Here is a 23010-nt window from a genome sequence, read left to right on the forward strand (position 1 = left end):
GTCTCACGCAGCAACCCATGTCTCACCCGGGTAGTGGCACCAGCCCGCGAGGCGCGCGAGGCGGGCGCCCGGGGCTAGGCCAGGGGCGTGGGAGCCACGCCGAAGGGGGCGAGGCCGGCGGCGCCGCCGTCGGGGGCCGTCAGGACCCAGATGCCGTCCGCGTGACGGGCCACGCTGTGCTCCCAGTGCGAACCGTCCGTGCCGTCGACCGTGGAGACGGTCCAGTCGTCGTCCTCGATGTACGTCTCTTCGCCACCGGCGGTGACCATTGGCTCGATCGCCAGCACCAGACCGGGCTTGACGTCAGGGCCGGGGTCGGGCGTGCGGTAGTTGAACACGCTCGGCGCCTCGTGCATCTTGCGGCCGATGCCGTGGCCGACGTATTCGCGGAGGATGCCGTAGGTCTCCCCCGACACCTCCGAGACGCCCTGCGCCTCGATGTACTCCTGGATGGCCGCGCCGATCTCGCCGATGTTCCCGGCGGATGCCATCGCGGCGATGCCCGCCCACATCGAGCCCTCTGTCACACGCGACAGTTCCTCGCGCGTCGAGACCAGAGCAGAGCGTGTCGGATCCGGAACCACCACAGTGATGGCGCTGTCGCCGTTCCAGCCCTGGAACTGCGCCCCGCAGTCGACGGAGACGATGTCGCCGGGCTGCAGCACCCGCTCGCCGGGGATACCGTGCACCACCTCGTGGTTCACGGAGACGCAGATCGTGTGGTGATAGCCGCGCACGAGCTGGAAGTTCGACTCCGCACCGCGCGCGCGGATCGTGCGGTTCGCGATCGTGTCGAGCTCGAGGGTCGTGACACCGGCGCGGATCAGCGGCCGCACGGCATCCAATGCCGCGGCCGTGATGAGCCCCGGCTCGACCATCGCCTGCAGCTGGGCAGGCGTCTTGTAGATGGAGCGGCGGAACATGTCAGAGGTGGCGATCAGACGGTGACGGCGAGCCCGCGAGCCGCCAGCGCTGCGAAGATGCGCTCGGTGATCTCGTCGAGCGAGCCGACGCCGTCGATACGGTCGACGATGCCGCGTTCCCCGTACACGTCGAGGATCGGCGCCGTCTCCTTCTCGTAGATGTCCAGACGATGCGCGATGCCCTCGACGGTGTCATCCGCCCGGCCCTGCTCATGCGCGCGCAACTGCAGGCGGCCGATGCTCTCTTCGCGTGGGACGTCCAGCAGGATGACGGCATCCAGAGCTTCTCCGCGCCCGCCGAGGAAATCGTCGAGGTGACCGACCTGCACCGCGTTGCGCGGGTATCCGTCGAGGACGAAGCCGTTCGCAGCATCCTCATCCGACAGACGATCGCGCACGATCTCACTCGTCAGCTCATCCGGCACGAGATCGCCGCGAGCGGTGATCTCGCTGACCTGCGCACCGAGTTCGGTGCCGCCGTTGATGTTCGCACGGAAGATGTCACCGGTGGAGACCACCGGGACGCCGAACGCCTCCGAGATGCGCACGCCCTGCGTGCCCTTGCCGGAGCCCTGAGGGCCGACGATGAGAAGTCGAGTGGATGCTGTCAACGGAGGAGCCCTTCGTAATGGCGCTGCTGGAGCTGTGCGTCGATCTGCTTGACGGTCTCCAGCCCCACGCCCACGATGATGAGGATCGAGGCGCCGCCGAACGGGAAGTTCTGGTTGGCGCCCACGGTGGCCAGAGCGATCAGCGGGATGAGCGCGATCAGGCCGAGATAGATCGACCCGGGGAACGTGACTCTGGTGAGCACGAAGTCCAGGTACTCGGCGGTCGGACGACCGGCACGGATGCCGGGGATGAATCCGCCGTACTTCTTCATGTTGTCTGCGACCTCGACCGGGTTGAACGTGATCGCGACGTAGAAGTAAGTGAAGCCGATGATCAGCAGGAAGTACGCCGCCATGTAGAGCGGCTGATCGCCCGTGGTGAAGTTCTGCGAGACCCACACGACCCAGGCGGCCGGCTCTGAGCCGTCCTGCGGGGTGTTGAACTGCGCGATGAGCATCGGGATGTACAGCAGCGACGACGCGAAGATGATCGGGATCACGCCCGCCATGTTCACCTTGATCGGGATGTACGTGTTCGTTCCGCCGTACGTGCGGCGTCCGACCATGCGCTTGGCGTACTGCACAGGAATGCGTCTCTGCGATTGCTCGACGAACACGACGAGACCGGTGACGACGACCCCGACCGCGAGAACGAGGAGGAACACTTCGAGGCCGTTCGACTCGAAGATGGCCCACATGGCCGACGGGAAGGTCGCGGCGATCGAGGTGAAGATCAGCAGCGACATGCCGTTGCCGATGCCGCGCTCTGTGACGAGCTCGGCGAACCACATGATCAGGCCGGTGCCGGCGGTCATCGCGATGATGATGAGCAGCTGCGCCCACCAGACGTCGTTCGTCAGCAGCTGCTGACATGCGGCGATGTCGGTCGTGCCGAACAGCTGACCGCTGCGGGCCACGGTGACGAGAGTCGTCGACTGCAGCAGCGCGAGAGCGATCGTGAGGTAACGCGTGTACTGGGTCAGGCGGGCCTGGCCGGCCTGGCCTTCCTTGTGCAGCGCCTCGAAGTGCGGGATGACGACGCGCAGCAGCTGCGTGATGATCGTCGCGGTGATGTACGGCATGACGCCGAGCGCGAAGATCGACAGCTGCAGCAGAGCGCCGCCGGAGAACAGGTTGACCAGGCTGAGCAGCCCCTCGGTTCCGGCGTTGAGACGCAGGCACTCCTCGACGTTCGGGAAGTGGACGAACGGGGCAGGCACGTGCGAGCCGAGCCGGTAGATGGCGATGATCGCCAGGGTGAAACCGATCTTCCGACGCAGGTCGGGCGTGCGGAAGATCCGCGCGATAGCGCTAAACAAGGGCGTTCCTCCTGAAAGGTTGCCATTCCGCGGAGGAAAGGCTGAAAGACCAGGGTAACGCACGAGAGGGGCCGGAGAATCTCCGACCCCTCTTGCGCAGTGGTTACTTGACGGATCCGCCCGCAGCCACGATCTTCTGCTCGGCTGAACCCGAGACCTTGTCGACCGAGACGGTGAGCTTCACGGCGATGTCGCCGTTTCCGAGAACCTTGACCTTCTCGTTCTTGCGAACAGCACCCTTGGCGACCAGGTCGCCCACGGTGACATCGCCACCCTTCGGGTACAGTTCCGCGAGCTTCTCCAGGTTCACGACCTGGTACTCGACGCGGAACGGGTTCTTGAACCCGCGCAGCTTCGGGGTGCGCATGTGCAGAGGCATCTGCCCACCCTCGAAGCCGACGCGAACGGTGTTGCGGGCCTTGGTGCCCTTGGTGCCACGACCGGCCGTCTTGCCCTTGGAGCCCTCACCGCGACCGACACGGGTCTTCGCGGTGTTGGCGCCGGGGACCGGACGCAGGTGGTGGACCTTGAGCACACCGGGGCGGGATGCCGGAGCATCCGCCTTCGGCGCCTTCTTGCTCTTCGGAGCGGGCTTCTTGACGGCGGAGTCAGCCTTGGCGTCGGAGGCAGCGGTCTTGGCCGGTGCCTTCTTCGCGGCGGGCTTCTTCTCGGCAGCGTCCTTGGACGCGGCAGCCTTGGGAGCAGCCGCCTTCTTCGGAGCAGCCTTCTCAGCCGCAGCCTTGGGAGCGGCAGCCTTCTTGGCGGGGGCCTTGGCGGCCTTCTCCTCGACGGCGTCGTTCTTCTCAGCCATTAGTCGATCTCCTCAACCTTGACGAGGTGTGCGACGGTCTTGACGTAACCGCGCGTCTGCGCGTCGTCGGGGCGGACGGTGCTGTCGCCGATCCGCTTCAGACCGAGGCTGCGCAGCGTGTCACGCTGATACTGCTTCTCGCTCACCTTGGACTTGATCTGGGTCACCTTGAGACGCTCGGCCATCAGGCACCTACCTTCGCTGCGGCCGCAGCTGCGGCCTTCGCCTCGTTGCGGATGATGATGTCCGGAACGACGGCGTCGTACTCGAGGCCACGGCGAGCCGCGACTGCACGAGGCTCTTCGAGGCTCTTCAGGGCCGCGACGGTCGCGTGCACGATGTTGATCGTGTTCGACGAGCCGAGCGACTTCGAGAGGACATCGTGGATGCCGGCGCACTCGAGGACGGCGCGTACCGGACCACCGGCGATGACACCGGTACCGGCAGCAGCCGGACGCAGCAGCACGACACCGGCAGCGGCTTCGCCCTGCACCGGGTGCGGAACCGTGGTTCCGACGCGCGGCACGCGGAAGAAGTTGCGCTTGGCCTCTTCGACACCCTTGGAGATGGCCAGAGGCACCTCGCGGGCCTTGCCGTAGCCGACACCGACCAGACCGTTGCCGTCGCCGACGACCACGAGGGCGGTGAAGCTGAACCGACGTCCACCCTTCACGACCTTCGAGACGCGGTTGATGGTGACGACGCGCTCCAGGAACTGGTTGTCGCCACGATCGCGCGAGTTGCGGTCACGGCCACCCTGGTTGCGGTCACGGCCGCCGCGGCGGCCTTCGCGTGCGGGCTCTGCCTGAGTCGTGCCGGCAGCCGTCTCGGAGACGACAGCGGCCGTCTCGGGAGCGGCAGCAGCCGTTTCGGTCACTTCGTTCTCCTTGTTGTCACTCACAGTGCCAGCCCTCCTTCGCGGGCGCCGTCTGCGATGGCCGCGACGCGGCCCGCATAACGGTTGCCACCGCGGTCGAAGACGACCTCGGAGAAGCCGGCGGCCTTCGCGCGCTCAGCGAGAAGCTCGCCGACCTTGCGGGCCTTGGCGGTCTTGTCGCCCTCGAACGAGCGCAGCTCGGTCTCGAGCGTGGATGCAGATGCAACCGTGATGCCCTTGCTGTCATCGACCAGCTGGACGAAGACGTGGCGAGCCGAACGGTTGACGACCAGACGCGGACGCGCCTCGGTGCCGACGACCTTCTTGCGAAGGCGTGCGTGACGACGCGCGCGGGCGTCAGACTTTGACTTGAGAGCCATGGTTACTTACCACTCTTTCCGGCCTTGCGACGCACGATCTCGCCGGCGTAACGCACGCCCTTGCCCTTGTACGGCTCGGGCTTGCGGATCTTGCGGATGTTGGCAGCTGCCTCACCGACAGCCTGCTTGTCGATACCACTCACGGTGACCTTGTTGTTGCCTTCGACCGTGAAAGTGATGCCGGCGGGCGGGTCGACCAGCACGGGGTGCGAGAAGCCGAGGGCGAACTCGACCGAGCTGCCCTTCTGCTGCACGCGGTAACCGGTGCCGACGACCTCAAGACCCTTGGTGTAGCCCTGGGTCACGCCGATGATGTTGTTGTTGATGAGCGTGCGGGTCAGGCCGTGAAGCGACCGGGACTCGCGCTCGTCGTCGGGACGGGAGACAACCACCTGGTTGTCCTCGACCGCGACCTCGATGGGGCTGGCCACCTTCAGGGTGAGTTCACCCTTGGGGCCCTTCACCGCGACCGCACGGCCGTCGACCGAGATGGTGACGTCCGAGGGGATCGAGATGGGAAGTCGTCCAATACGCGACATTTCGAATTACCACACGTAGGCGAGAACTTCTCCGCCCACGCCCTTCTGCTCAGCCTGACGGTCAGTGAGAAGACCGGAGGAAGTGGACAGGATGGCCACGCCGAGGCCGCCGAGGACCGTGGGCAGCTCCGTGGACTTCGCGTAGACGCGAAGACCGGGCTTCGACACGCGCTTGATGCCCGCGATCGAACGCTCCCGGTTGGGGCCGTACTTCAGCGTGAGGGTGAGGTTCTGGCCGACGCGTGCGTCGGTGACCTCGTAGCCTGCGATGTAGCCCTCCTGCTGGAGGATGTCGGCGATGTGCGTCTTGAGCTTGCTCGACGGCAGGGACACGGAGTCGTGGTGTGCCGAGTTCGCGTTGCGCAGACGGGTCAGCAAGTCTGCGACCGGGTCTGTCATTGTCATGGGTGTTTTCCTTTGTTCATGAGGTTTCGGCTGCCGTTACACGACAGACGACCTTCTATGATTCGCAATCTTCAATTGTATGCGCATGCGGGACCCCCACCCGACAGGGCAGGGGTCCTGAGCATCACGCCTTGGCGTCGTCGGCCGCGAACGGGAAGCCGAGGTGACGCAGCAGCGCACGACCCTCGTCATCCGTCTTCGCCGTGGTCACGACGGTGATGTCGAATCCACGGACACGGTCGATCTTGTCCTGATCGATCTCGTGGAACACGCTCTGCTCCTGGAGACCGAAGGTGTAGTTGCCGTTGCCGTCGAACTGCTTGCCCGACAGGCCGCGGAAGTCGCGGATGCGGGGCAGGGCGAGCGAGACGAGACGGTCGACGAACTCCCACGCACGGTCGCCACGGAGGGTGACGTGCGCGCCGATGGCCTGGCCCTCGCGCAGTTTGAACTGCGCGATGGACTTGCGGGCCTTCGTGACGATCGGCTTCTGCCCGGTGATCTTGGTGAGGTCCTCGACCGCGCCATCGATCACCTTGCTGTCACGAGCCGCCTCACCGACACCGGTGTTGACGACGACCTTGACGAGGCCGGGGATCTGCATCACGTTCTTGTAGCCGAACTCGTCCTGCAGCTTCTGCTGGATCTCGGCCTTGTACTTCTGCTTCAGGCGCGGCTGGATCTTGCCAGCCGGCGCGGCAGTGTCGGTGCTCATCAGAGGTCCTTACCGCTCTTCTTCGCGTAACGCACGCGGACGGTGCGCTTGACGCCGTCCTTGGTCCGCTCCTCGACCCGGTGACCGACACGAGTCGGCTTCTTGGTCTCGGGGTCGACGACTGCGACGTTCGAGATGTGGATGGGGGCCTCGATGGTCTCGATGCCGCCCGTCTTGGTGCCACGCTGCGTCTGGCCGACGCGGGTGTGCTTGGTGACGTAGTTCACGCCTTCGACGATGACGCGGTTGCGCTCGGCGAAGATCTCGAGGACCTTGCCCTGCTTGCCGCGGTCGCCGCCGCGCTCGGGCTTGGCACCCGAGATGACCTGAACCAGGTCGCCCTTTTTGATTTTCGCCATGATCAGATAACCTCCGGCGCGAGCGAGACGATCTTCATGAACTTCTTGTCGCGAAGCTCACGGCCGACCGGTCCGAAGATGCGGGTGCCGCGAGGCTCCCCGTCGGTCTTCAGGATGACGGCGGCGTTCTCGTCGAACTTGATGTAGGAGCCGTCCGGACGACGGACTTCCTTCTTGGTACGGACGATGACCGCCTTGACGACGTCGCCCTTCTTGACGTTTCCGCCCGGGATCGCGTCCTTGACCGTAGCGACGATGGTGTCACCCAGACCTGCGTAACGGCGGCGTGAGCCACCGAGAACGCGGATCGTGAGAAGCTCCTTCGCACCGGTGTTGTCGGCGACCTTGAGGCGGGATTCCTGCTGAATCACTATTACTCCTTAAGCAAGCCGGAGGCTTACTTGGCCTTTTCGACGATCTCGACCAGGCGCCAGCGCTTCGTGGCGCTGAGCGGACGGGTCTCACTGATGACAACGAGGTCGCCGATGCCCGCCGAGTTGGTCTCGTCGTGCACCTTGCGCTTCTCGGTACGGCGGATGACCTTGCCGTAGAGCGGGTGCTTCACGCGGTCTTCGACCTCGACGACGATGGTCTTGTCCATCTTGTCGCTGACGACGTAGCCGCGCTGCGTCTTGCGGTAGCCGCGGGCGTTCTCGTCACGCACATCGTGCGAGACGGGAGCTTCCACTGCCGCTTCCTTCTTGGTGGCCATTACTCAGCCTTCCCTTCGGCGTCAGCCGAGGCATCCTCGGACTTCTTCGCCTTCGACTTGGACGCCTTCTTGGCCGGGGCCGGTGCAGCGGCAGGCGTCGCACGGATGCCCAGCTCGCGTTCGCGGATCACGGTGTACAGGCGCGCGATGTCGCGCTTGACGGCGCGGATGCGGCCGTGGCTCTCCAGCTGGCCGGTGGCCGACTGGAAACGGAGGTTGAACAGCTCCTCCTTGGCCTTACGCAGCTCCTCGACGAGGCGCTGGTCTTCGAACGTGTCGAGCTCTGCCGGAGCGAGCTCCTTGGTGCCGATCGCCATTACGCGTCGCCCTCCTCGCGCTTGATGATGCGTGCCTTGAGAGGCAGCTTGTGAATGGCTCGGGTCAGTGCTTCGCGAGCAAGTTCCTCGCTGACGCCTGCGACCTCGAAGAGGACGCGACCCGGCTTGACGTTGGAGACCCACCACTCAGGCGAACCCTTACCGGAACCCATGCGGGTTTCGGCCGGCTTCTTCGTGAGCGGACGGTCCGGGTAGATGTTGATCCACACCTTTCCACCGCGCTTGATGTGACGCGTCATCGCGATACGAGCTGCCTCGATCTGACGGTTGGTCACATAAGCGGGCGTGAGGGCCTGGATGCCGTATTCGCCGAAGGAGACCTTCGTGCCGCCGGTAGCGTGCCCGGTACGACCCGGGTGGTGCTGCTTGCGGAACTTGACCTTACGGGGGATGAGCATTATGCCGACGCTCCTTCTGCAACAGGTGCCTCGTTGCGCGGGCCACGACGACGGTCGCCGCCACGGTCGCGCGAAGGCTTCTGGTTGGCCTGCTCGCGAGCAAGCTCCTTGGCGGTGAGATCGCCCTTGTAGATCCAGACCTTCACGCCGATGCGGCCGAAGGTGGTCCGTGCCTCGTAGAAGCCGTAGTCGATGTTCGCGCGCAGCGTGTGCAGCGGCACACGACCCTCGCGGTAGAACTCCGAACGGCTCATCTCGGCGCCGCCGAGGCGGCCGGAGACCTGGATGCGGATGCCCTTGGCACCAGCGCGCTGCGCGCCCTGGAGGCCCTTGCGCATCGCACGACGGAACGCCACGCGAGCAGAGAGCTGCTCGGCGATGCCCTGTGCGACGAGCTGAGCGTCAGCCTCGGGGTTCTTGACCTCGAGGATGTTCAGCTGGATCTGCTTGCCCGAGAGCTTCTCGAGGTCGCCACGGATGCGCTCGGCCTCAGCACCACGACGACCGATCACGATGCCCGGACGGGCGGTGTGGATGTCGACGCGGACGCGGTCACGGGTGCGCTCGATCTCGATGTTCGAGACACCGGCGCGGTCGAGCTGCTTCTTGAGCAGGTTACGGATCTTGATGTCCTCGGCCACGTAGTCGGCGTAACGCTGACCTGCCTTGGTCGAGTCCGAGAACCAACGCGAGACGTGATCCGTCGTGATTCCGAGGCGGAAGCCGTACGGGTTTACCTTCTGTCCCATTACTTGCTCGCCTTCTTCTTGCTTTCGCCCTCGGCTGCCGTGGCAACCTCAGGCGTCGAGAGCACGACCGTGATGTGGCTCGTGCGCTTCTTGATCTGGAAAGCGCGACCCTGTGCGCGGGGGCGGAAACGCTTGAGCGTCGTGCCCTCGTCGACGTACGCGTTGACCACGTACAGGTCCTGCTCGTCGAGGTACTCGCCGTCACGATCCGCCTTCACCTGCGCGTTGGCCATGGCCGACGCGACAAGCTTGTAGATCGGCTCACTGGCGCTCTGTGCTGCGAACTTCAGGATCGCAAGAGCCTCCTGGGCCTGCTTGCCCTTGATGAGCGCGACGACACGACGAGCCTTCTGAGGGGTCACGCGGATGTGTCGCACGCGTGCGATGGACTCCACCATTTCTCTCTCCTCTATCGTCCCCGCGTCAGCGGCGACGGCCCTTCTTGTCGTCCTTCTCGTGGCCGCGGAAGGTGCGGGTGGGCGCGAACTCGCCCAGCTTGTGACCGACCATGGTCTCGGTGACAAACACAGGAATGTGCTTGCGACCGTCGTGGACCGCGATCGTGTGACCCAGCATGGCCGGGATGATCATGGACCGGCGAGACCAGGTCTTGATGACGTTCTTGGAACCGGCTTCGTTCTGCACGACGACCTTGCGAAGCAGGTGCTCGTCGACGAAGGGGCCCTTCTTGAGACTCCGTGGCATCTTCTTCTACTCCTACTTACGCTTCTTAGACGCGGTGCGACGACGAACGATGTACTTGTCGCTTTCCTTGTTGGCGTGACGGGTACGACCCTCTGCCTGACCCCAGGGGGTGACGGGGTGACGACCACCGGAGGTCTTACCCTCACCACCACCGTGCGGGTGATCGACCGGGTTCATGGCCACACCACGCACGGTCGGGCGGATGCCCTTCCAGCGGTTACGGCCGGCCTTGCCCCAGTTGATGTTCGACTGCTCGGCGTTGCCGACCTCGCCGATCGTTGCGCGGCAGCGTGCGTCGACGTTGCGGATTTCACCCGACGGCAGACGGAGCTGCGCGTAGATGCCTTCCTTGGCGACGAGACGAACGGATGCACCCGCGGAACGAGCCATCTTGGCACCGCCGCCGGGGCGGAGTTCGATCGCGTGGATCACGGTACCGGTGGGGATGTTCTTCAGCGGGAGGTTGTTACCCGGCTTGATGTCAGCCGATGCACCCGACTCGACGACGTCGCCCTGCTTCAGCTTGTTCGGCGCGATGATGTAGCGCTTCTCGCCGTCGAAGTAGTGCAGCAGCGCGATGCGTGCGGTGCGGTTGGGGTCGTACTCGATGTGAGCGACCTTGGCATTGACGCCGTCCTTGTCATTGCGACGGAAGTCGATGACGCGGTACTGGCGCTTGTGGCCACCACCGATGTGACGGGTCGTGATGCGGCCCTGGTTGTTGCGACCACCGGTCTTCGAGAGCGGGCGCAGCAGCGACTTCTCCGGCGTCGATCGAGTGATCTCGGCGAAGTCAGCCACCGACGAGCCGCGGCGACCCGGGGTCGTGGGCTTGTACTTGCGAATAGCCATGATTGTCCTTTATCCCCCGGATCAGCCGATTGCCGTGAAGATGTCGATGGTGCCCGACTTCAGGCTCACGATGGCGCGCTTGGTGTCCTTGCGCTTTCCCGTGCCGAAGCGGGTGCGACGGGCCTTGCCGACGCGGTTGATCGTGTTGACCGACGCGACCTTGACGCCGAAGATCTTCTCGATGGCGAGCTTGATCTCGGTCTTCGTAGCACGCGGGTCGACGAGGAAGGTGTACTTGCCTTCGTCGATCAGCGAGTAGCTCTTCTCAGAGACGACCGGCTTCAGGATGATGTCGCGGGGGTCCTTGTTGAACGCCGACTGGAGGGCGCCTACCTGCTCGGTCATGCCGAGACCTCCTCGGTTGTGCCGGTCTTCGAGGCGATGAAGCCCTCGAGCGCGGCCTTGGTGAAGACGATGTCGTCAGAGACGAGCACGTCGTACGCGTTGAGCTGGTCGAACGTCAGCACGTGGATGTTCGCGAGGTTGCGAATGCTCTTCGTGGTGATGTCGTCGCCTCGTTCGATCACGAGGAGCACGTTCTTCGACGTGACGACTGTCGTGAGGAAGCTCACGGCAGCCTTCGTCGAAGGTGCACCGTCGATGCCGAAGGACTCGATGGCGTGCAGACGGTCGCCGCGGAAGCGGTCGCTGAGCGAGCCCAGGAGGGCGGCCGCGATCATCTTCTTGGGCGTGCGCTGCGAGTAGTTACGCGGCTTCGGGCCGTGGACGATGCCACCGCCGGTCATGTGCGGCGCGCGGATCGAGCCCTGACGGGCGTTACCCGTGCCCTTCTGCTTGAAGGGCTTGCGGCCGGCACCGGAGACCTCACCGCGACGCTTGGTCGAGTGGGTGCCCTGGCGAGCCGCCGCGAGCTGCGCGACGACGACCTGGTGGATGAGCGGAATGTTCGTCTTGACGTCGAAGAGCGCGGCGGGCAGCTCGATCGAGCCTGCCTTCTTGCCGTCGGCCTTGAGGACGTCGAGCGCGAGAGACGAGTCAGCCATGGACTAGGCCCCCTTCACTGCGTTGCGGACGTAGACGATGCGGCCACGAGCACCGGGAACGGCGCCCTTGACGAGCAGCAGTCCCTTGTCGGTGTCGACGGCGTGCACCGTCAGGTTGAGAACGGTCACGCGCTCGCCGCCCATACGGCCGGCCATGCGCATGCCCTTGAAGACGCGGCTCGGGGTCGAGGACGCGCCGATCGAGCCGGGCTTGCGGTGGTTGCGGTGCGAACCGTGGGATGCCGAAACGCCCTTGAAGTTGTGGCGCTTCATGACACCCGCGGTGCCCTTGCCCTTGCTGGTGCCGACGACGTCGACCAGCTGGCCCGCCTCGAAGAGGCCGTCGACCGTGAGCTCCTGACCAAGCGAGTAGTCAGCAGCATCCGCAGTGCGGATCTCGGTGACGTGGCGGCGCGGCGTGACGCCGGCAGCCTCGAAGTGGGCCGTGAGGGGCTTGTTGACCTTGCGCGGGTCGATCTGACCTGCCGCGATCTGAACGGCGTTGTAGCCGTCCTTCTCGGGGGTGCGGATCTGGGTGACCACGTTCGGTGCCAGCTCGATGACGGTGACGGGGACGAGCTTGCCGTCCGCGTTCCACACCTGGGTCATGCCGAGCTTGGTGCCCAGCATTCCCTTTGAAATCTTTGCGTTGATGTCAGCCATGTCGATCCTCAGAGCTTGATCTCGATGTTGACGTCAGCCGGAAGGTCGAGACGCATCAGCGAGTCGACTGCCTTGGGCGTCGGGTCGACGATGTCGATCAGACGCTTGTGGGTGCGCATCTCGAAGTGCTCGCGGCTGTCCTTGTACTTGTGGGGCGACCGGATGACGCACACGACGTTCTTCTCGGTCGGAAGCGGCACCGGGCCGACGACAGTCGCGCCCGCACGGGTCACGGTGTCTACGATCTTGCGCGCCGACGAGTCGATGACCTCGTGGTCATACGACTTCAGGCGAATGCGGATTTTCTGTCCCGCCATTGTCTGTTCACTCTCTTTAAGGCGTCTTACCGTCCTGGGCCGGGTGACCCAGGGGCATTGGACGCACGTCGACGCTGTTCGCGCCGGGCATCACTCTTCTTCTGTCAGCCCGCACGTCTCTCGACGCACGGCAGAACCTCCGTGAGGAGGTGGTTGCTGTTCTGCCACCCGCGGCCTAGGTCCCTGCGCGCGATCTCCGAGAAGATGACGCCGCCTATGCACTGCCCTGGTGGTGATCCGATGGGCACACAAAGTGCACCGCCGGAATGTGGAACCTGTCTATTCTGCCAGCCGGATTTCACTTACGCAAACCCGGGCGTGTCGCGGTTTGCGGATCCGCTCCGCGAGCCTACCCGAGTCGTTCCGTGACCGTGTCGACGGGTCACCCCGGCGGCAGGGCGGAGCATCCCCATGCTCCGCCCTGCCTGGGGACGCGTTCAGCGCGAGGGGGCACGCCGAACGCAAGGATCCGGACGTGAAGGGACGCCCGAATCCTCGTCAAGGGCACGGCGGGGCGCCTGCGCGATGGCGCAGCGAGGCATCGGCGCACAGATGGCGCACGACACACGATGTTCCCCAAGATCGTTCCCCAGTTTTCAAGCACGGCCCCAGCCGTGCGTTTCGGTTCGTCGAACCCCTTCGACGTACCCGGCCGCGAGATCCCCAGGCGGCCTAGCTCATGCTACACGGAAAGGGACGACGCACTGAAGAAGTGCGTCGTCCCTTTCAGAGAAAAGTGTCTACTCGTTGCCGACGGCCTTGTCGGCGCCGTCGCGGATCTCGTCGATCTTGTCAGCAGCACCCGGCGCCAGCTTCTTGGCGAAGTCGGCCACGCCGTCGAGGACCTTGTCACTGATGTCCTCGGCCTGTTCGCTCTTGACGGCCTCGGCGATCTTGTCCTTGTTCTGCTCGTACAGGTCCTTGCCCTTGGTCGCGATGTCGTCGATGCCCATATCGGGTCCCCCTTGAGGTTGTGACGTCGACCGAGTATGCCGACGCCTCTCATTGTGCCCGGCATCCGCCGCGAAGGGAACCCTGCACCACTCGCACCGACGACAAAGGGGCCGAGCCCGAAGGCTCGACCCCTTTGCTGAGAAGCAGATGCTTACTTGATGATGCTCGTGACCGTACCGGCGCCCACGGTGCGTCCACCCTCACGGATGGCGAAGCCGAGGCCCTCTTCCATGGCGATCGGCTGGATCAGCTCGACCGTCATGTCGGTGGTGTCGCCAGGCATGACCATCTCGGTGCCCTCGGGCAGCGAGATGACGCCGGTTACGTCGGTGGTGCGGAAGTAGAACTGCGGGCGGTAGTTCGTGTAGAACGGGTTGTGACGGCCACCCTCGTCCTTCGAGAGGATGTACGCGGTGCCCTCGAAGTTCGTGTGAGGGGTGACCGAGCCCGGCTTCACGACGACCTGGCCGCGCTCGACGTCCTCACGCTTGAGGCCGCGGAGCAGCAGACCGCAGTTCTCGCCGGCCCATGCCTCGTCGAGCTGCTTGTGGAACATCTCGATACCGGTGACCGTGGTCTTCTGCGTCGGGCGGATGCCGACGATCTCGACCTCGGAGTTGATGGCGAGGGTGCCGCGCTCGGCGCGGCCGGTGACGACCGTTCCACGACCGGTGATCGTGAAGACGTCCTCGATCGGCATGAGGAAGGGCTTGTCACGGTCGCGCTCCGGGTCCGGAACGCTGTCGTCGACAGCCTGCATGAGCTCGACGATCTTCTCGACCCACTTCTCGTCGCCCTCGAGCGCCTTGAGTGCCGAGACCTGGACGACGGGTGCGTCCTCGTCGAAGCCCTGGGCTGCGAGCAGCTCGCGAACCTCGAGCTCGACGAGCTCCAGGATCTCCTCGTCGTCGACCATGTCGCTCTTGTTCAGTGCGACGAGCAGGTACGGCACGCCGACCTGCTTCGCGAGCAGAACGTGCTCACGGGTCTGAGCCATCGGGCCGTCGGTGGCGGCGACCACGAGGATGGCACCGTCCATCTGGGCTGCACCGGTGATCATGTTCTTGACGTAGTCGGCGTGGCCGGGGGCGTCAACGTGCGCGTAGTGGCGCTTCGGGGTCTCGTACTCGATGTGCGAGATGTTGATGGTGATACCACGCTGGCGCTCTTCCGGCGCCGAGTCGATGGAAGCGAAGTCACGCTGAACGTTGGTGTCGGACGGGTACTTGTCAGCGAGCACCTTGGAGATGGCTGCCGACAGCGTCGTCTTGCCGTGGTCGACGTGACCGATCGTTCCGATGTTCACGTGCGGCTTGGTGCGCTCGAACTTGGCCTTGGCCACTTGGTCCTCCTCAGGACGTTCGTGTAGAGATTGCCGAGCACTGGATTGTGACCGGTTCCCTACGGGGTTTGATTCTCAGTTTAGTAGAGAGAGCTTTGTGAAGTTGTGTGTTGTCCGGGCGGCCGCAGGCCGCCCGGACGGAAGGGCTTACTCGCCCTTGGTCTTCTGGACGATCTCGTCTGCCACGGCCCTGGGGACCTCGGCGTAGGAGTGGAACTCCATCGAGTACACCGCGCGACCAGAGGTCTTCGAGCGCAGGTCGCCGATGTATCCGAACATCTCAGACAGCGGAACCTGTGCACGGACGATCTTGATGCCGGTGGCATCTTCCATCGACTGGATCTGGCCACGACGCGAGTTCAGGTCGCCGATCACGTCGCCCATGTACTCCTCGGGTGTACGGACCTCAACGGCCATGAGCGGCTCGAGAAGAACGGGGTTCGCGCGTCGGAGAGCTTCCTTGAAGCCCATGGATCCAGCGATCTTGAACGCCATCTCCGAGGAGTCGACGTCGTGCGCCGCACCATCGACGATGGTCGCCTTGACGCCCACGATCGGGAAGCCGGCGAGAACGCCGACGTTCATGGCGTCCTGGAAACCGGCATCGATCGAGCCGATGTACTCACGCGGTATGCGACCACCGGTGACGGCGTTCACGAACTCGTAAGTCTTCTCGGCGTCCAGGTCGAGCGGCTCGATGTTGAACTGGATCTTCGCGAACTGACCCGATCCACCCGTCTGCTTCTTGTGGGTGTAGTCGTACTTCTCGACCGACTTCTTGATCGTCTCGCGGTACGCCACCTGAGGCTTGCCGACGTTCGCCTCGACGTTGAACTCGCGCTTCATGCGATCCACGAGGATGTCGAGGTGCAGCTCGCCCATGCCCTTGATGGTCGTCTGACCGGTCTCGGGGTTGAGCTCCGTGCGGAAGGTCGGGTCCTCTTCAGCGAGCTTCTGGATGGCGACACCCAGCTTCTCCTGGTCGGCCTTGGTCTTCGGCTCGATGGCGACCTCGATGACAGGCTCGGGGAACGTCATCGACTCGAGGACGACCGGCGCTGCCGGGTCGGTCAGGGTGTCACCGGTGGTGGTGTCCTTCAGACCGATGACCGCGTAGATGTTTCCGGCGGTGACCGAGGGAACAGGGATCTCCTTGTTGGCGTGCATCTGGAAGATCTTCCCGATGCGCTCCTTCTTGCCCTTGGTCGAGTTGATGACCGCAGAGCCGGAATCGAGGTGACCCGAGTAGACGCGGACGTAGGTCAGGCGACCGAAGAACGGGTGCACGGCGACCTTGAACGCAAGAGCCGCGAACGGGTCGTTCGAGTCAGGGTTGCGCTCGATGATCGTGTCGTAGTCCTTCGGGTCGTGCGCCTGAATGGCACCGACGTCGAGGGGGTTCGGCAGGTAGTCGATGACCGCGTCGAGCATCGGCTGCACGCCGCGGTTCTTGAACGCCGAACCGCACAGCACCGGGTAGATCTCAGAGGCGACCGTCAGCTTGCGGATCGCGCCCTTGATCTCGGCGACGGTGAGTTCCTCGCCACCGAAGAACTTCTCGAGCAGCGCGTCGTCGGTCTCGGCGACGGTCTCGAGGAGCAGCTGGCGGTACTCGGCAGCCTTCTCCTTGAGGTCGGCGGGGATCTCCTGGATGTCGTACTTGGCACCCATGGTCACGTCGCCCTTGGAGTCGCCCTCCCAGACGAGCGCACGCATCTCGACGAGGTCGATGACGCCGACGAAGTCGTTCTCAGCGCCGATGGGCAGCTGGATCACGAGGGGCTTCGCACCGAGGCGCTTGATGATCGTGTCGACGGTGAAGTAGAAGTCGGCGCCGAGCTTGTCCATCTTGTTGACGAAGCAGATGCGCGGGACGTTGTACTTGTCGGCCTGACGCCAGACGGTCTCGGACTGGGGCTCGACGCCCTCCTTGCCGTCGAAGACGGCGACTGCGCCATCGAGGACGCGCAGCGAACGCTCCACCTCGACGGTGAAGTCCACGTGACCGGGGGTGTCGATGATGTTGATCTGGTTCTTGTCCCAGTAGCAGGTCACGGCGGCAGACGTGATCGTGATGCCGCGTTCCTTCTCCTGCTCCATCCAGTCGGTCGTCGAGGCGCCATCGTGCGTCTCGCCGAGCTTGTGGTTGACGCCCGTGTAGAACAGGATGCGCTCGGTGGTGGTGGTCTTGCCGGCATCGATGTGCGCCATGATGCCGATGTTGCGGACCTTGCTCAGGTCGGTGAGCACGTCTTGTGCCACAGGAGTGTCCTTATCTTCGTGATGTCGCTGAGCGACGAGGTGAAGGGTGCTCGGTCAGGGGCGGAGACCGCCCCTGACCGAGCGAAGCTGTTTACCAGCGGTAGTGAGCGAACGCGCGGTTCGACTCGGCCATCTTGTGAGTGTCCTCACGACGCTTGACCGCAGCGCCCAGGCCGTTCGAGGCATCCAGGATCTCGTTCTGGAGGCGCTCGGTCATGGTCTTCTCACGACGACCCTTGGCGTAGCTGACGAGCCAGCGCAGGGCGAGCGTGTTCGCACGGTGAGGCTTGACCTCGACCGGCACCTGGTAGGTCGAGCCACCGACGCGGCGGCTGCGGACCTCAAGGGTGGGGCGCACGTTGTCGAGCGCCTTCTTCAGTGTGGCGACAGCGTCCTGGCTGTTCTTCGCCTCGACGCCGCGGAGGGCGCCGTAGACGATCGACTCGGCGAGCGACTTCTTGCCGTCGACAAGAATCTTGTTGACCAGCGAGGTGACGATCGGAGCGCCGTATACCGGGTCGTTGACGACGGGACGCTTGGGGGCGGGACCCTTACGAGGCATCTAACTCAACCCTTCTTCGCGCCGTAGCGGCTACGAGCCTGCTTACGGTTCTTGACTGCCTGGGTGTCCAGGGCGCCACGGACGATCTTGTAACGCACACCGGGGAGGTCCTTGACACGACCGCCGCGCACGAGCACCAGGGAGTGCTCCTGCAGGTTGTGGCCCTCGCCGGGAATGTAGGCGGTGACCTCTGCGCCGTTACGGAGCTTCACACGAGCGACCTTGCGCATCGCCGAGTTCGGCTTCTTCGGGGTGGTGGTGTAGACGCGGGTGCATACCCCGGCCTGCTGCGGGTTCGACTTGAGTGCTGGCGCCTTGGTCTTGGTGACCTTGGGCGAGCGTCCCTTGCGAACCAACTGCTGAATAGTTGGCACGTTCTCTCCTCATAATGCTGCACGGTGACAGCGTGATGGGTTTCACATCATGACCCACCGGCACGCCTGATCAGACGTGCTTTTGGTGTGATGGGTATGCCGTGGGGGCAGACCGGTATGGACCGGAGCCCGTGTGCAGGCACGCCGAGACGTGCACACACCTGATCAAGTGTAATGCCGCGTAACGTACGCGGTCAAATGCCGCAAATCACCGCAGATCTCTGATCCGCGCGACCACCGTGTCCGCATCCCCGCTGCGCCGTTCGTAGGTGACGGCGATGATGAGCAGCACGGCGCCGATCACGGCGAGCGTGATCCACCACGGCATCGACTCTATTCCCCGCCCGATCTGCACCGAGAACACGAACACGTTCTCGATCGGCAATACGATCATGCCGAGGATGAAGGGGGCCGCGAGGCGCCGTCCGGCGCCGACCATGATCGCGGTGAGCGCGAGCACCATGACGAGGATCGCCCGCCAGGTCAGCGGGTCGGTGAACGTCGCCACGATCGACGCGCTCATCATCGTGATGATCCCCGGCGCGAGCAACCGCCACGAACCGACGTGTCCGGCAGGCCAGGCGTTGAGCCCTCCCCCGATCTTGGCTCGTCCGATTCCGTCTCCCCCGCGTCGCAGCGCATGGACGCCGGCGAGCAGCAGGAACATCCCCAGAGGCAGCGAGAACCACTCCACCCGCAGATCGCGTGGACTCCAGGCGATCACGGCCGTGGCGAAGGCGATGGCGAACAGGAACCACACCGGAGGCAGCGCTGTACGCTCCGCGCGGACGGCAGCGGCGAGCATGAGGGCGAGAAGGCCGATCATGAGCGCCCACATCAACCAGATCGAACCCCAGTCGCGCTCGATCGCGCACCACGTGCCAGCGGCGAGCGCGAGTACGGCGGGCGCGAACATCCAGCGGGATGTGCGCAGCGGCGAGTCCGCGCGCGCTGCGGATCGGATGCCGCACCCGGCGCACACGAGGATCATGGCCGCCACCGCGGCGACGGCGAAGCAGGCGGCGAAGAGGGCCGCTCCGTGCAGGCTGGCACCGTGCAGCGCTCCCAGGTCGGCGCCGAGACCCATCCTGATGCCCTGCACAGGACCTGCGAGCGCCGCGACGCCCGCCGCGGCGAAGGTCGAAGGAACGAGCATGCGCATCCGCGCGGTGCGGGTGCTCCGGCCCAGGCGCCCGAACCACGCGCCGATCCCGAGCAGCACGGCCCCTCCCGCGAGCAGCGCGAATGCCCGCCAGGGCACATCGACGGCGGTGCGAGCGTCCGGTTCGACGAGGACGAGCAGTGCGAGGCTCGGCAGCACGGCGAGACCGGCTCCCGCTGCGTACAGACCGCGCACGTCGATCCCCCGGGCGCTGAGCACGGCGGCGACCGTCATCGCGGCGAGCGCCGGCGGCAGCAGATACGCCTCGAGCAGATCGACGCCGTTCATGGTCCAGATGCACCACAGAGCACCGGTGAATGCCGCACCGGCCACCCACCATCCGTAGCGGCGGCGGGTGAACACGGCACTCGCCGCCGCGCCGACTCCGAGGATCATGAGGACGAGGAACGTGGTGCCGAGCCCCGCCGCCTCCCTGGCGAGGGCGAGAACGGTGGCGATCGCTCCGGTCAGCAGCGCAGATGCCTCGATCGCCACGCGTGCGGCAGCCGCAGCATCCGCCGGCAGGCCACCCTGACGCAAGGCGTCTCGGATCAGTGTCGTGCTCGGCAGCACGAGCGCCACGATCGCGGCAATGACCGGAAGCGTGACCGGCGACGCGCTGATCGCGAGCACCTGAGCGCCGAGGCACACGACGACGACCGCGACGGTGGGCACCAGCATCCCGCTCGCAAGAGTGCGCAGCACGATGTTGAGCCCCGGACGCCTGGTCAGCACCAGCGACAGCGCGAGCGCGAACATCAGCGCGGTCGAAAGAGCCGTCCAGCCGCTGCGCTCGAAGACCACCTGCACGATGCCTGCGGCGAAAGGCACGGCCGTGACGACGAGCACGGCATACCAGTCGCGGGCACGCACACGCGGCAGGAATGTCACGATGATCGCTCCGAGCAGTCCGGCCGTCGTCACCAGGCACAGTACGGCGATGCTGCCGAGGTCGGTCTGCGCCAGCGCCTGGGCGAGGCACACGAGCGCGTAGGCGAAGCCCGCGCCGACGTGCAGGAATCGGATGCCGTCGGGCAGCGTCCTGCTCGCAAGAGCCAGCGCGACGATCGCGCCGATGCCGGCGAGCGGCACGGTCCGCGGATCGATCCAGGAGATGAGGATGCCGACTGCGACGGCGGCGTGGATTCCGATCAGCAGGACGATGCGATGGAGCGTGATCGGATGGTTCGCCGTGCCGTTCGTCCGGCTCAAAGCGACGGCCGTGATGGCGGCAGCTCCGAGCACGATGACGAGGCGGACGACGAGAGGCAGGAGGTCGCTGCACGCGAGGGTGAGAACGGTCAGTACTGCCGCGCCGATCGCGACGACGTCCGTGCCGGCGGCGAAGCCGCGCAGCGACTGATGGCGCTCATGCTCACCGCCGGGCCGGCCCGCGTCGTCCGACGCGTCGATTCGCCGCGCGTGGCGGGCGTCGCGATCGCGGGCGAGGCCGCCGAACAGGGCGAGTCCCGAGGCGATCCCCGCCATGCCGAGCAGCGGCGCCCAGTCGTACGGCTGTGCGAGCACAGCACCGCCATCGCCACGGGCGACGGCGCCGCGGACAACGGCGCCGAGCGCGTCGATGGCTGTCGCTGCGGCGTACATCACGGGAATCACCCCGAGCACTCCGACCACCACGATCCCGCCCGCCGCGAGCATCGAGCGGACGAGCATGCGCATCCCCGGTGCCATCGCGACCAGGGCGAACGCGAACGCCGCTGCGGTCGGCAGCGCCGCAGGCAGCCACTGACCCGTCGAATGAGCCACGGGGGACGTGGTCGCGAGCACGAGGGCCACCGTCGCGGAACCGCCGGCGACGAAGCTCCACCAATGCCGCAGCAGCTGACGCGCGGCCAGGACCGCGTGCAGCGCGATGAGCGCGAACACCGCGCTGAGGCCGAGCATCGCCACGACCGTGATGCCGAAGGAGAGGGCGCCGAAGACGGACAGCGGAACGGCGCTCAGCACAGCGATCACCTGGAACACCGCGAGTGACCGCGTCGCGATCCGCGCAGACGTCGCGATCCGCGCGGACGTCGCGATCCGCGCCGACGCGGCGATCAGTGCTGTCGCGAGGAAGGCCGAGCCGAGGTGCCCGAGAGCCGAGACATAACTCGACGAGGCGGCGTAACCGAGCATGGCCGGCACGGTCGCGACGGCCAGCATGGCGGCCCACTGCCATACGCGGACCTGCGAGAAACGGCCTGCGGTGAGCATCACGGCACCGGCGACTGCCGTGGCGAGGGCTGCGAGCAGCCAGGTGGAGGCGTGGTCGCGGCCGAGCCCGGCGAAGGCATAGACGTCGAGGCCCACGAACACGAGTCCGAGGCCGCCGACGGCCTCGGCGGAGAACTGCAGTCCGCGGCGGGCGAGCAGCCAGGCGCCACCGAGGAAGACGAGTGTCACCAGTCCCACGACGACGCTGCGGATGCCGCGGTCGGAGAGGTCGGGGTTGAGGAAGGTGAAGATGAGCGCGGCGATCGCGAAGAGTCCCGCCCCGGCGATGGCGAGCACCGACTGGACGGTGGCGCTGGAGCGCGGCGGCTGGGGGTGCGACTGCAGTACCGCGTGCGTGCCGGGAGGTGCGGGAGGCGCAGCGGGCGCATTCGCTGACGACCCGGTGGCTTCATGGGGTGTCGACATGGAGGCCGCGCCGGCGGTCATGAGCGAGGCCGACACCCGAGGTGCGCGGCTCAGCACCGCCTCGCGTGCACGCAGCGCCAGGGCCGCAGAGGTCGACGCCTCCCACAGCTCGGTTCCGTAGGCGCCGCGAAGGTCTGCGCCGCAGCGGTTGCAGCATCCGTCGGCCAGCCCATCGAGGCCGCAGACCGGACATGCGGTCGCGTCGAGCAGGTGCCTGGCAACGCTCTCGCCCCAGCTGATCGTCTCTGTCACTGCGCTCATCACTTCTCCGATCCGGTGGAGGAGCCGGCATCCTCGTCGGAGATCCAGCGCAGGATGTCACCAGGCTGGCATTCCAGCACCTGGCAGATGGCGTCGAGCGTGGTGAAGCGCACGGCCTTGGCCCGCCCGTTCTTGAGCACTGCGACGTTCGCGGGGGTGATGCCGATCGCATCCGCGAACTCCTGCACGCTCATCTTCTTGCGCGCGAGCTGCACGTCGAGGTCGATGACGATGGGCATCAGACGACCTCGGACATGTCCTGCTCGAGCTCGAGCGCCTTGCGCAGCAGACCGCGCATCACCACGACGAGGAGAGCGAGGGCGATGCCGACGACGACTCCGAGGATCGAGACGAGCAGAATCGACGGCGAGCCGGCTCTGGCTCCCAAGATGATCAGGTTCGAGACGACGATGATCAGACTCGCCGCGACCATCGTGCCGATGATCACGTCGACGTAGATGAACGCCTTCGAACTGAAGATGCGCTCGGTTCGCACGAGCGACAGAAGCCGCCAGATGCAGATGAGCACCACCTCCACGCACACGAGGAACACCACCGCCGCGATGATTCCCGGAACCTCGAGGTGCGCGAACTCCGGAAAGCTGTCCGCCGTGGCCGCAGCCAGCCCCGGGATCATCCACACCTGGGCGGCGACGAGGAGCGCGAGCATCACGGCGATCAGGGTCTTGAGCACTGCGGTCACACGTGGTTGCATCAGTCTGCCTATCGATAAGCGGCCGGTATCTATCGAAAAACGATAGCTGAGGAGGAAT

General features: G+C 65.5%; 31 protein-coding genes. All 31 read right to left on the reverse strand.

Annotated elements, in window-relative coordinates; all coding sequences use genetic code 11:
• Nucleotides 1-74 precede the first annotated feature (74 nt).
• Complete coding sequence (gene map / locus IEV67_RS00195; RefSeq protein WP_188434533.1) at nt 75-923, reverse strand: type I methionyl aminopeptidase; 849 nt, start codon at nt 921-923, stop codon at nt 75-77.
• Nucleotides 924-937: 14 nt separating this feature from the next.
• Nucleotides 938-1534 (reverse strand): adenylate kinase, encoded by a 597-nt coding sequence (locus tag IEV67_RS00200; protein WP_188434534.1) that lies wholly within the window; start codon nt 1532-1534, stop codon nt 938-940.
• On the reverse strand, nt 1531-2853 hold the full coding sequence (gene secY, locus IEV67_RS00205) for a preprotein translocase subunit SecY (protein WP_188434535.1): 1323 nt from the start codon (nt 2851-2853) through the stop codon (nt 1531-1533). Before secY ends, IEV67_RS00200 begins: the two co-directional genes overlap by 4 nt.
• Before the next feature lie 103 nt (nt 2854-2956).
• The gene (rplO, locus tag IEV67_RS18890) at nt 2957-3664 is read right to left on the reverse strand and encodes a 50S ribosomal protein L15 (protein WP_229702577.1); all 708 of its coding nucleotides are present in this window, start codon (nt 3662-3664) and stop codon (nt 2957-2959) included.
• Nucleotides 3664-3849: a 50S ribosomal protein L30 gene (rpmD, locus tag IEV67_RS00215; RefSeq protein ID WP_033106068.1), complete on the reverse strand. Its 186-nt coding sequence runs from the start codon at nt 3847-3849 to the stop codon at nt 3664-3666. Before rpmD ends, rplO begins: the two co-directional genes overlap by 1 nt.
• A complete protein-coding gene (gene rpsE / locus IEV67_RS00220) occupies nt 3849-4541 on the reverse strand; it encodes a 30S ribosomal protein S5 (RefSeq protein ID WP_152594856.1) in 693 nt (230 codons plus the stop codon). The genes rpmD and rpsE overlap by 1 nt, the downstream gene beginning before the upstream one ends.
• Nucleotides 4542-4561: 20 nt before the next feature.
• Nucleotides 4562-4921 carry a 50S ribosomal protein L18 gene (gene rplR / locus IEV67_RS00225; protein WP_033106066.1) on the reverse strand — a complete coding sequence of 120 codons (360 nt, stop codon included), beginning with the start codon at nt 4919-4921 and terminating at the stop codon, nt 4562-4564.
• A 2-nt stretch (nt 4922-4923) separates the two neighbouring features.
• Nucleotides 4924-5460, reverse strand: coding sequence for a 50S ribosomal protein L6 (gene rplF, locus IEV67_RS00230; protein WP_188434536.1), 537 nt, complete (start codon nt 5458-5460; stop codon nt 4924-4926).
• 6 nt (nt 5461-5466) lie between these two features.
• On the reverse strand, nt 5467-5865 hold the full coding sequence (gene rpsH, locus IEV67_RS00235) for a 30S ribosomal protein S8 (RefSeq protein WP_188434537.1): 399 nt from the start codon (nt 5863-5865) through the stop codon (nt 5467-5469).
• 124 nt (nt 5866-5989) lie between these two features.
• Nucleotides 5990-6580 carry a 50S ribosomal protein L5 gene (rplE, locus tag IEV67_RS00240; protein WP_188434538.1) on the reverse strand — a complete coding sequence of 197 codons (591 nt, stop codon included), beginning with the start codon at nt 6578-6580 and terminating at the stop codon, nt 5990-5992.
• The gene (gene rplX, locus IEV67_RS00245; protein WP_188434539.1) at nt 6580-6939 is read right to left on the reverse strand and encodes a 50S ribosomal protein L24; all 360 of its coding nucleotides are present in this window, start codon (nt 6937-6939) and stop codon (nt 6580-6582) included. The genes rplE and rplX overlap by 1 nt, the downstream gene beginning before the upstream one ends.
• A 2-nt stretch (nt 6940-6941) precedes the next feature.
• Complete coding sequence (gene rplN / locus IEV67_RS00250; RefSeq protein ID WP_033106061.1) at nt 6942-7310, reverse strand: 50S ribosomal protein L14; 369 nt, start codon at nt 7308-7310, stop codon at nt 6942-6944.
• A gap of 26 nt (nt 7311-7336) precedes the next feature.
• A complete protein-coding gene (rpsQ, locus tag IEV67_RS00255; protein ID WP_188434540.1) occupies nt 7337-7651 on the reverse strand; it encodes a 30S ribosomal protein S17 in 315 nt (104 codons plus the stop codon).
• The gene (rpmC, locus tag IEV67_RS18895) at nt 7651-7968 is read right to left on the reverse strand and encodes a 50S ribosomal protein L29 (protein ID WP_036275974.1); all 318 of its coding nucleotides are present in this window, start codon (nt 7966-7968) and stop codon (nt 7651-7653) included. Before rpmC ends, rpsQ begins: the two co-directional genes overlap by 1 nt.
• Nucleotides 7968-8387 (reverse strand): 50S ribosomal protein L16, encoded by a 420-nt coding sequence (gene rplP / locus IEV67_RS00265; RefSeq protein WP_033106059.1) that lies wholly within the window; start codon nt 8385-8387, stop codon nt 7968-7970. The genes rpmC and rplP overlap by 1 nt, the downstream gene beginning before the upstream one ends.
• Entirely contained in the window at nt 8387-9136 is a 750-nt protein-coding gene (gene rpsC, locus IEV67_RS00270) for a 30S ribosomal protein S3 (protein WP_188434541.1), read from the reverse strand. Before rpsC ends, rplP begins: the two co-directional genes overlap by 1 nt.
• Complete coding sequence (rplV, locus tag IEV67_RS00275) at nt 9136-9534, reverse strand: 50S ribosomal protein L22 (RefSeq protein WP_188434542.1); 399 nt, start codon at nt 9532-9534, stop codon at nt 9136-9138. The genes rpsC and rplV overlap by 1 nt, the downstream gene beginning before the upstream one ends.
• A gap of 25 nt (nt 9535-9559) precedes the next feature.
• The gene (rpsS, locus tag IEV67_RS00280) at nt 9560-9841 is read right to left on the reverse strand and encodes a 30S ribosomal protein S19 (protein ID WP_033106056.1); all 282 of its coding nucleotides are present in this window, start codon (nt 9839-9841) and stop codon (nt 9560-9562) included.
• Between the two features lie 12 nt (nt 9842-9853).
• Nucleotides 9854-10693, reverse strand: coding sequence for a 50S ribosomal protein L2 (gene rplB / locus IEV67_RS00285; protein WP_188434543.1), 840 nt, complete (start codon nt 10691-10693; stop codon nt 9854-9856).
• 21 nt (nt 10694-10714) lie between these two features.
• Nucleotides 10715-11038, reverse strand: a complete 324-nt coding sequence (gene rplW / locus IEV67_RS00290; protein ID WP_033106054.1) for a 50S ribosomal protein L23 — start codon at nt 11036-11038, stop codon at nt 10715-10717.
• A complete protein-coding gene (gene rplD, locus IEV67_RS00295) occupies nt 11035-11697 on the reverse strand; it encodes a 50S ribosomal protein L4 (RefSeq protein ID WP_188434544.1) in 663 nt (220 codons plus the stop codon). Before rplD ends, rplW begins: the two co-directional genes overlap by 4 nt.
• 3 nt (nt 11698-11700) lie before the next feature.
• Nucleotides 11701-12360 (reverse strand): 50S ribosomal protein L3, encoded by a 660-nt coding sequence (gene rplC / locus IEV67_RS00300; RefSeq protein WP_188434545.1) that lies wholly within the window; start codon nt 12358-12360, stop codon nt 11701-11703.
• A gap of 8 nt (nt 12361-12368) precedes the next feature.
• Nucleotides 12369-12677 carry a 30S ribosomal protein S10 gene (rpsJ, locus tag IEV67_RS00305; RefSeq protein ID WP_030147986.1) on the reverse strand — a complete coding sequence of 103 codons (309 nt, stop codon included), beginning with the start codon at nt 12675-12677 and terminating at the stop codon, nt 12369-12371.
• Nucleotides 12678-13417: 740 nt separating this feature from the next.
• A complete protein-coding gene (locus tag IEV67_RS00310; protein WP_188434546.1) occupies nt 13418-13630 on the reverse strand; it encodes a hypothetical protein in 213 nt (70 codons plus the stop codon).
• A gap of 152 nt (nt 13631-13782) precedes the next feature.
• Nucleotides 13783-14973: an elongation factor Tu gene (gene tuf / locus IEV67_RS00315; RefSeq protein WP_188434547.1), complete on the reverse strand. Its 1191-nt coding sequence runs from the start codon at nt 14971-14973 to the stop codon at nt 13783-13785.
• Nucleotides 14974-15120: 147 nt separating this feature from the next.
• On the reverse strand, nt 15121-17235 hold the full coding sequence (gene fusA, locus IEV67_RS00320; RefSeq protein WP_188434548.1) for an elongation factor G: 2115 nt from the start codon (nt 17233-17235) through the stop codon (nt 15121-15123).
• A gap of 91 nt (nt 17236-17326) precedes the next feature.
• On the reverse strand, nt 17327-17797 hold the full coding sequence (gene rpsG, locus IEV67_RS00325) for a 30S ribosomal protein S7 (RefSeq protein ID WP_033106048.1): 471 nt from the start codon (nt 17795-17797) through the stop codon (nt 17327-17329).
• Nucleotides 17798-17802: 5 nt separating this feature from the next.
• Nucleotides 17803-18171: a 30S ribosomal protein S12 gene (rpsL, locus tag IEV67_RS00330; protein ID WP_033106047.1), complete on the reverse strand. Its 369-nt coding sequence runs from the start codon at nt 18169-18171 to the stop codon at nt 17803-17805.
• A gap of 208 nt (nt 18172-18379) precedes the next feature.
• On the reverse strand, nt 18380-22237 hold the full coding sequence (locus IEV67_RS00335) for an SCO7613 C-terminal domain-containing membrane protein (protein ID WP_188434549.1): 3858 nt from the start codon (nt 22235-22237) through the stop codon (nt 18380-18382).
• Nucleotides 22237-22476, reverse strand: a complete 240-nt coding sequence (locus IEV67_RS00340) for a helix-turn-helix domain-containing protein (RefSeq protein WP_188434550.1) — start codon at nt 22474-22476, stop codon at nt 22237-22239. Before IEV67_RS00340 ends, IEV67_RS00335 begins: the two co-directional genes overlap by 1 nt.
• Complete coding sequence (locus IEV67_RS00345; protein WP_188434551.1) at nt 22476-22952, reverse strand: DUF2975 domain-containing protein; 477 nt, start codon at nt 22950-22952, stop codon at nt 22476-22478. The genes IEV67_RS00340 and IEV67_RS00345 overlap by 1 nt, the downstream gene beginning before the upstream one ends.
• Nucleotides 22953-23010: the final 58 nt, after the last annotated feature.

It is taken from the genome of Microbacterium murale (assembly GCF_014635185.1).
Lineage (GTDB): Bacteria > Actinomycetota > Actinomycetes > Actinomycetales > Microbacteriaceae > Microbacterium > Microbacterium murale.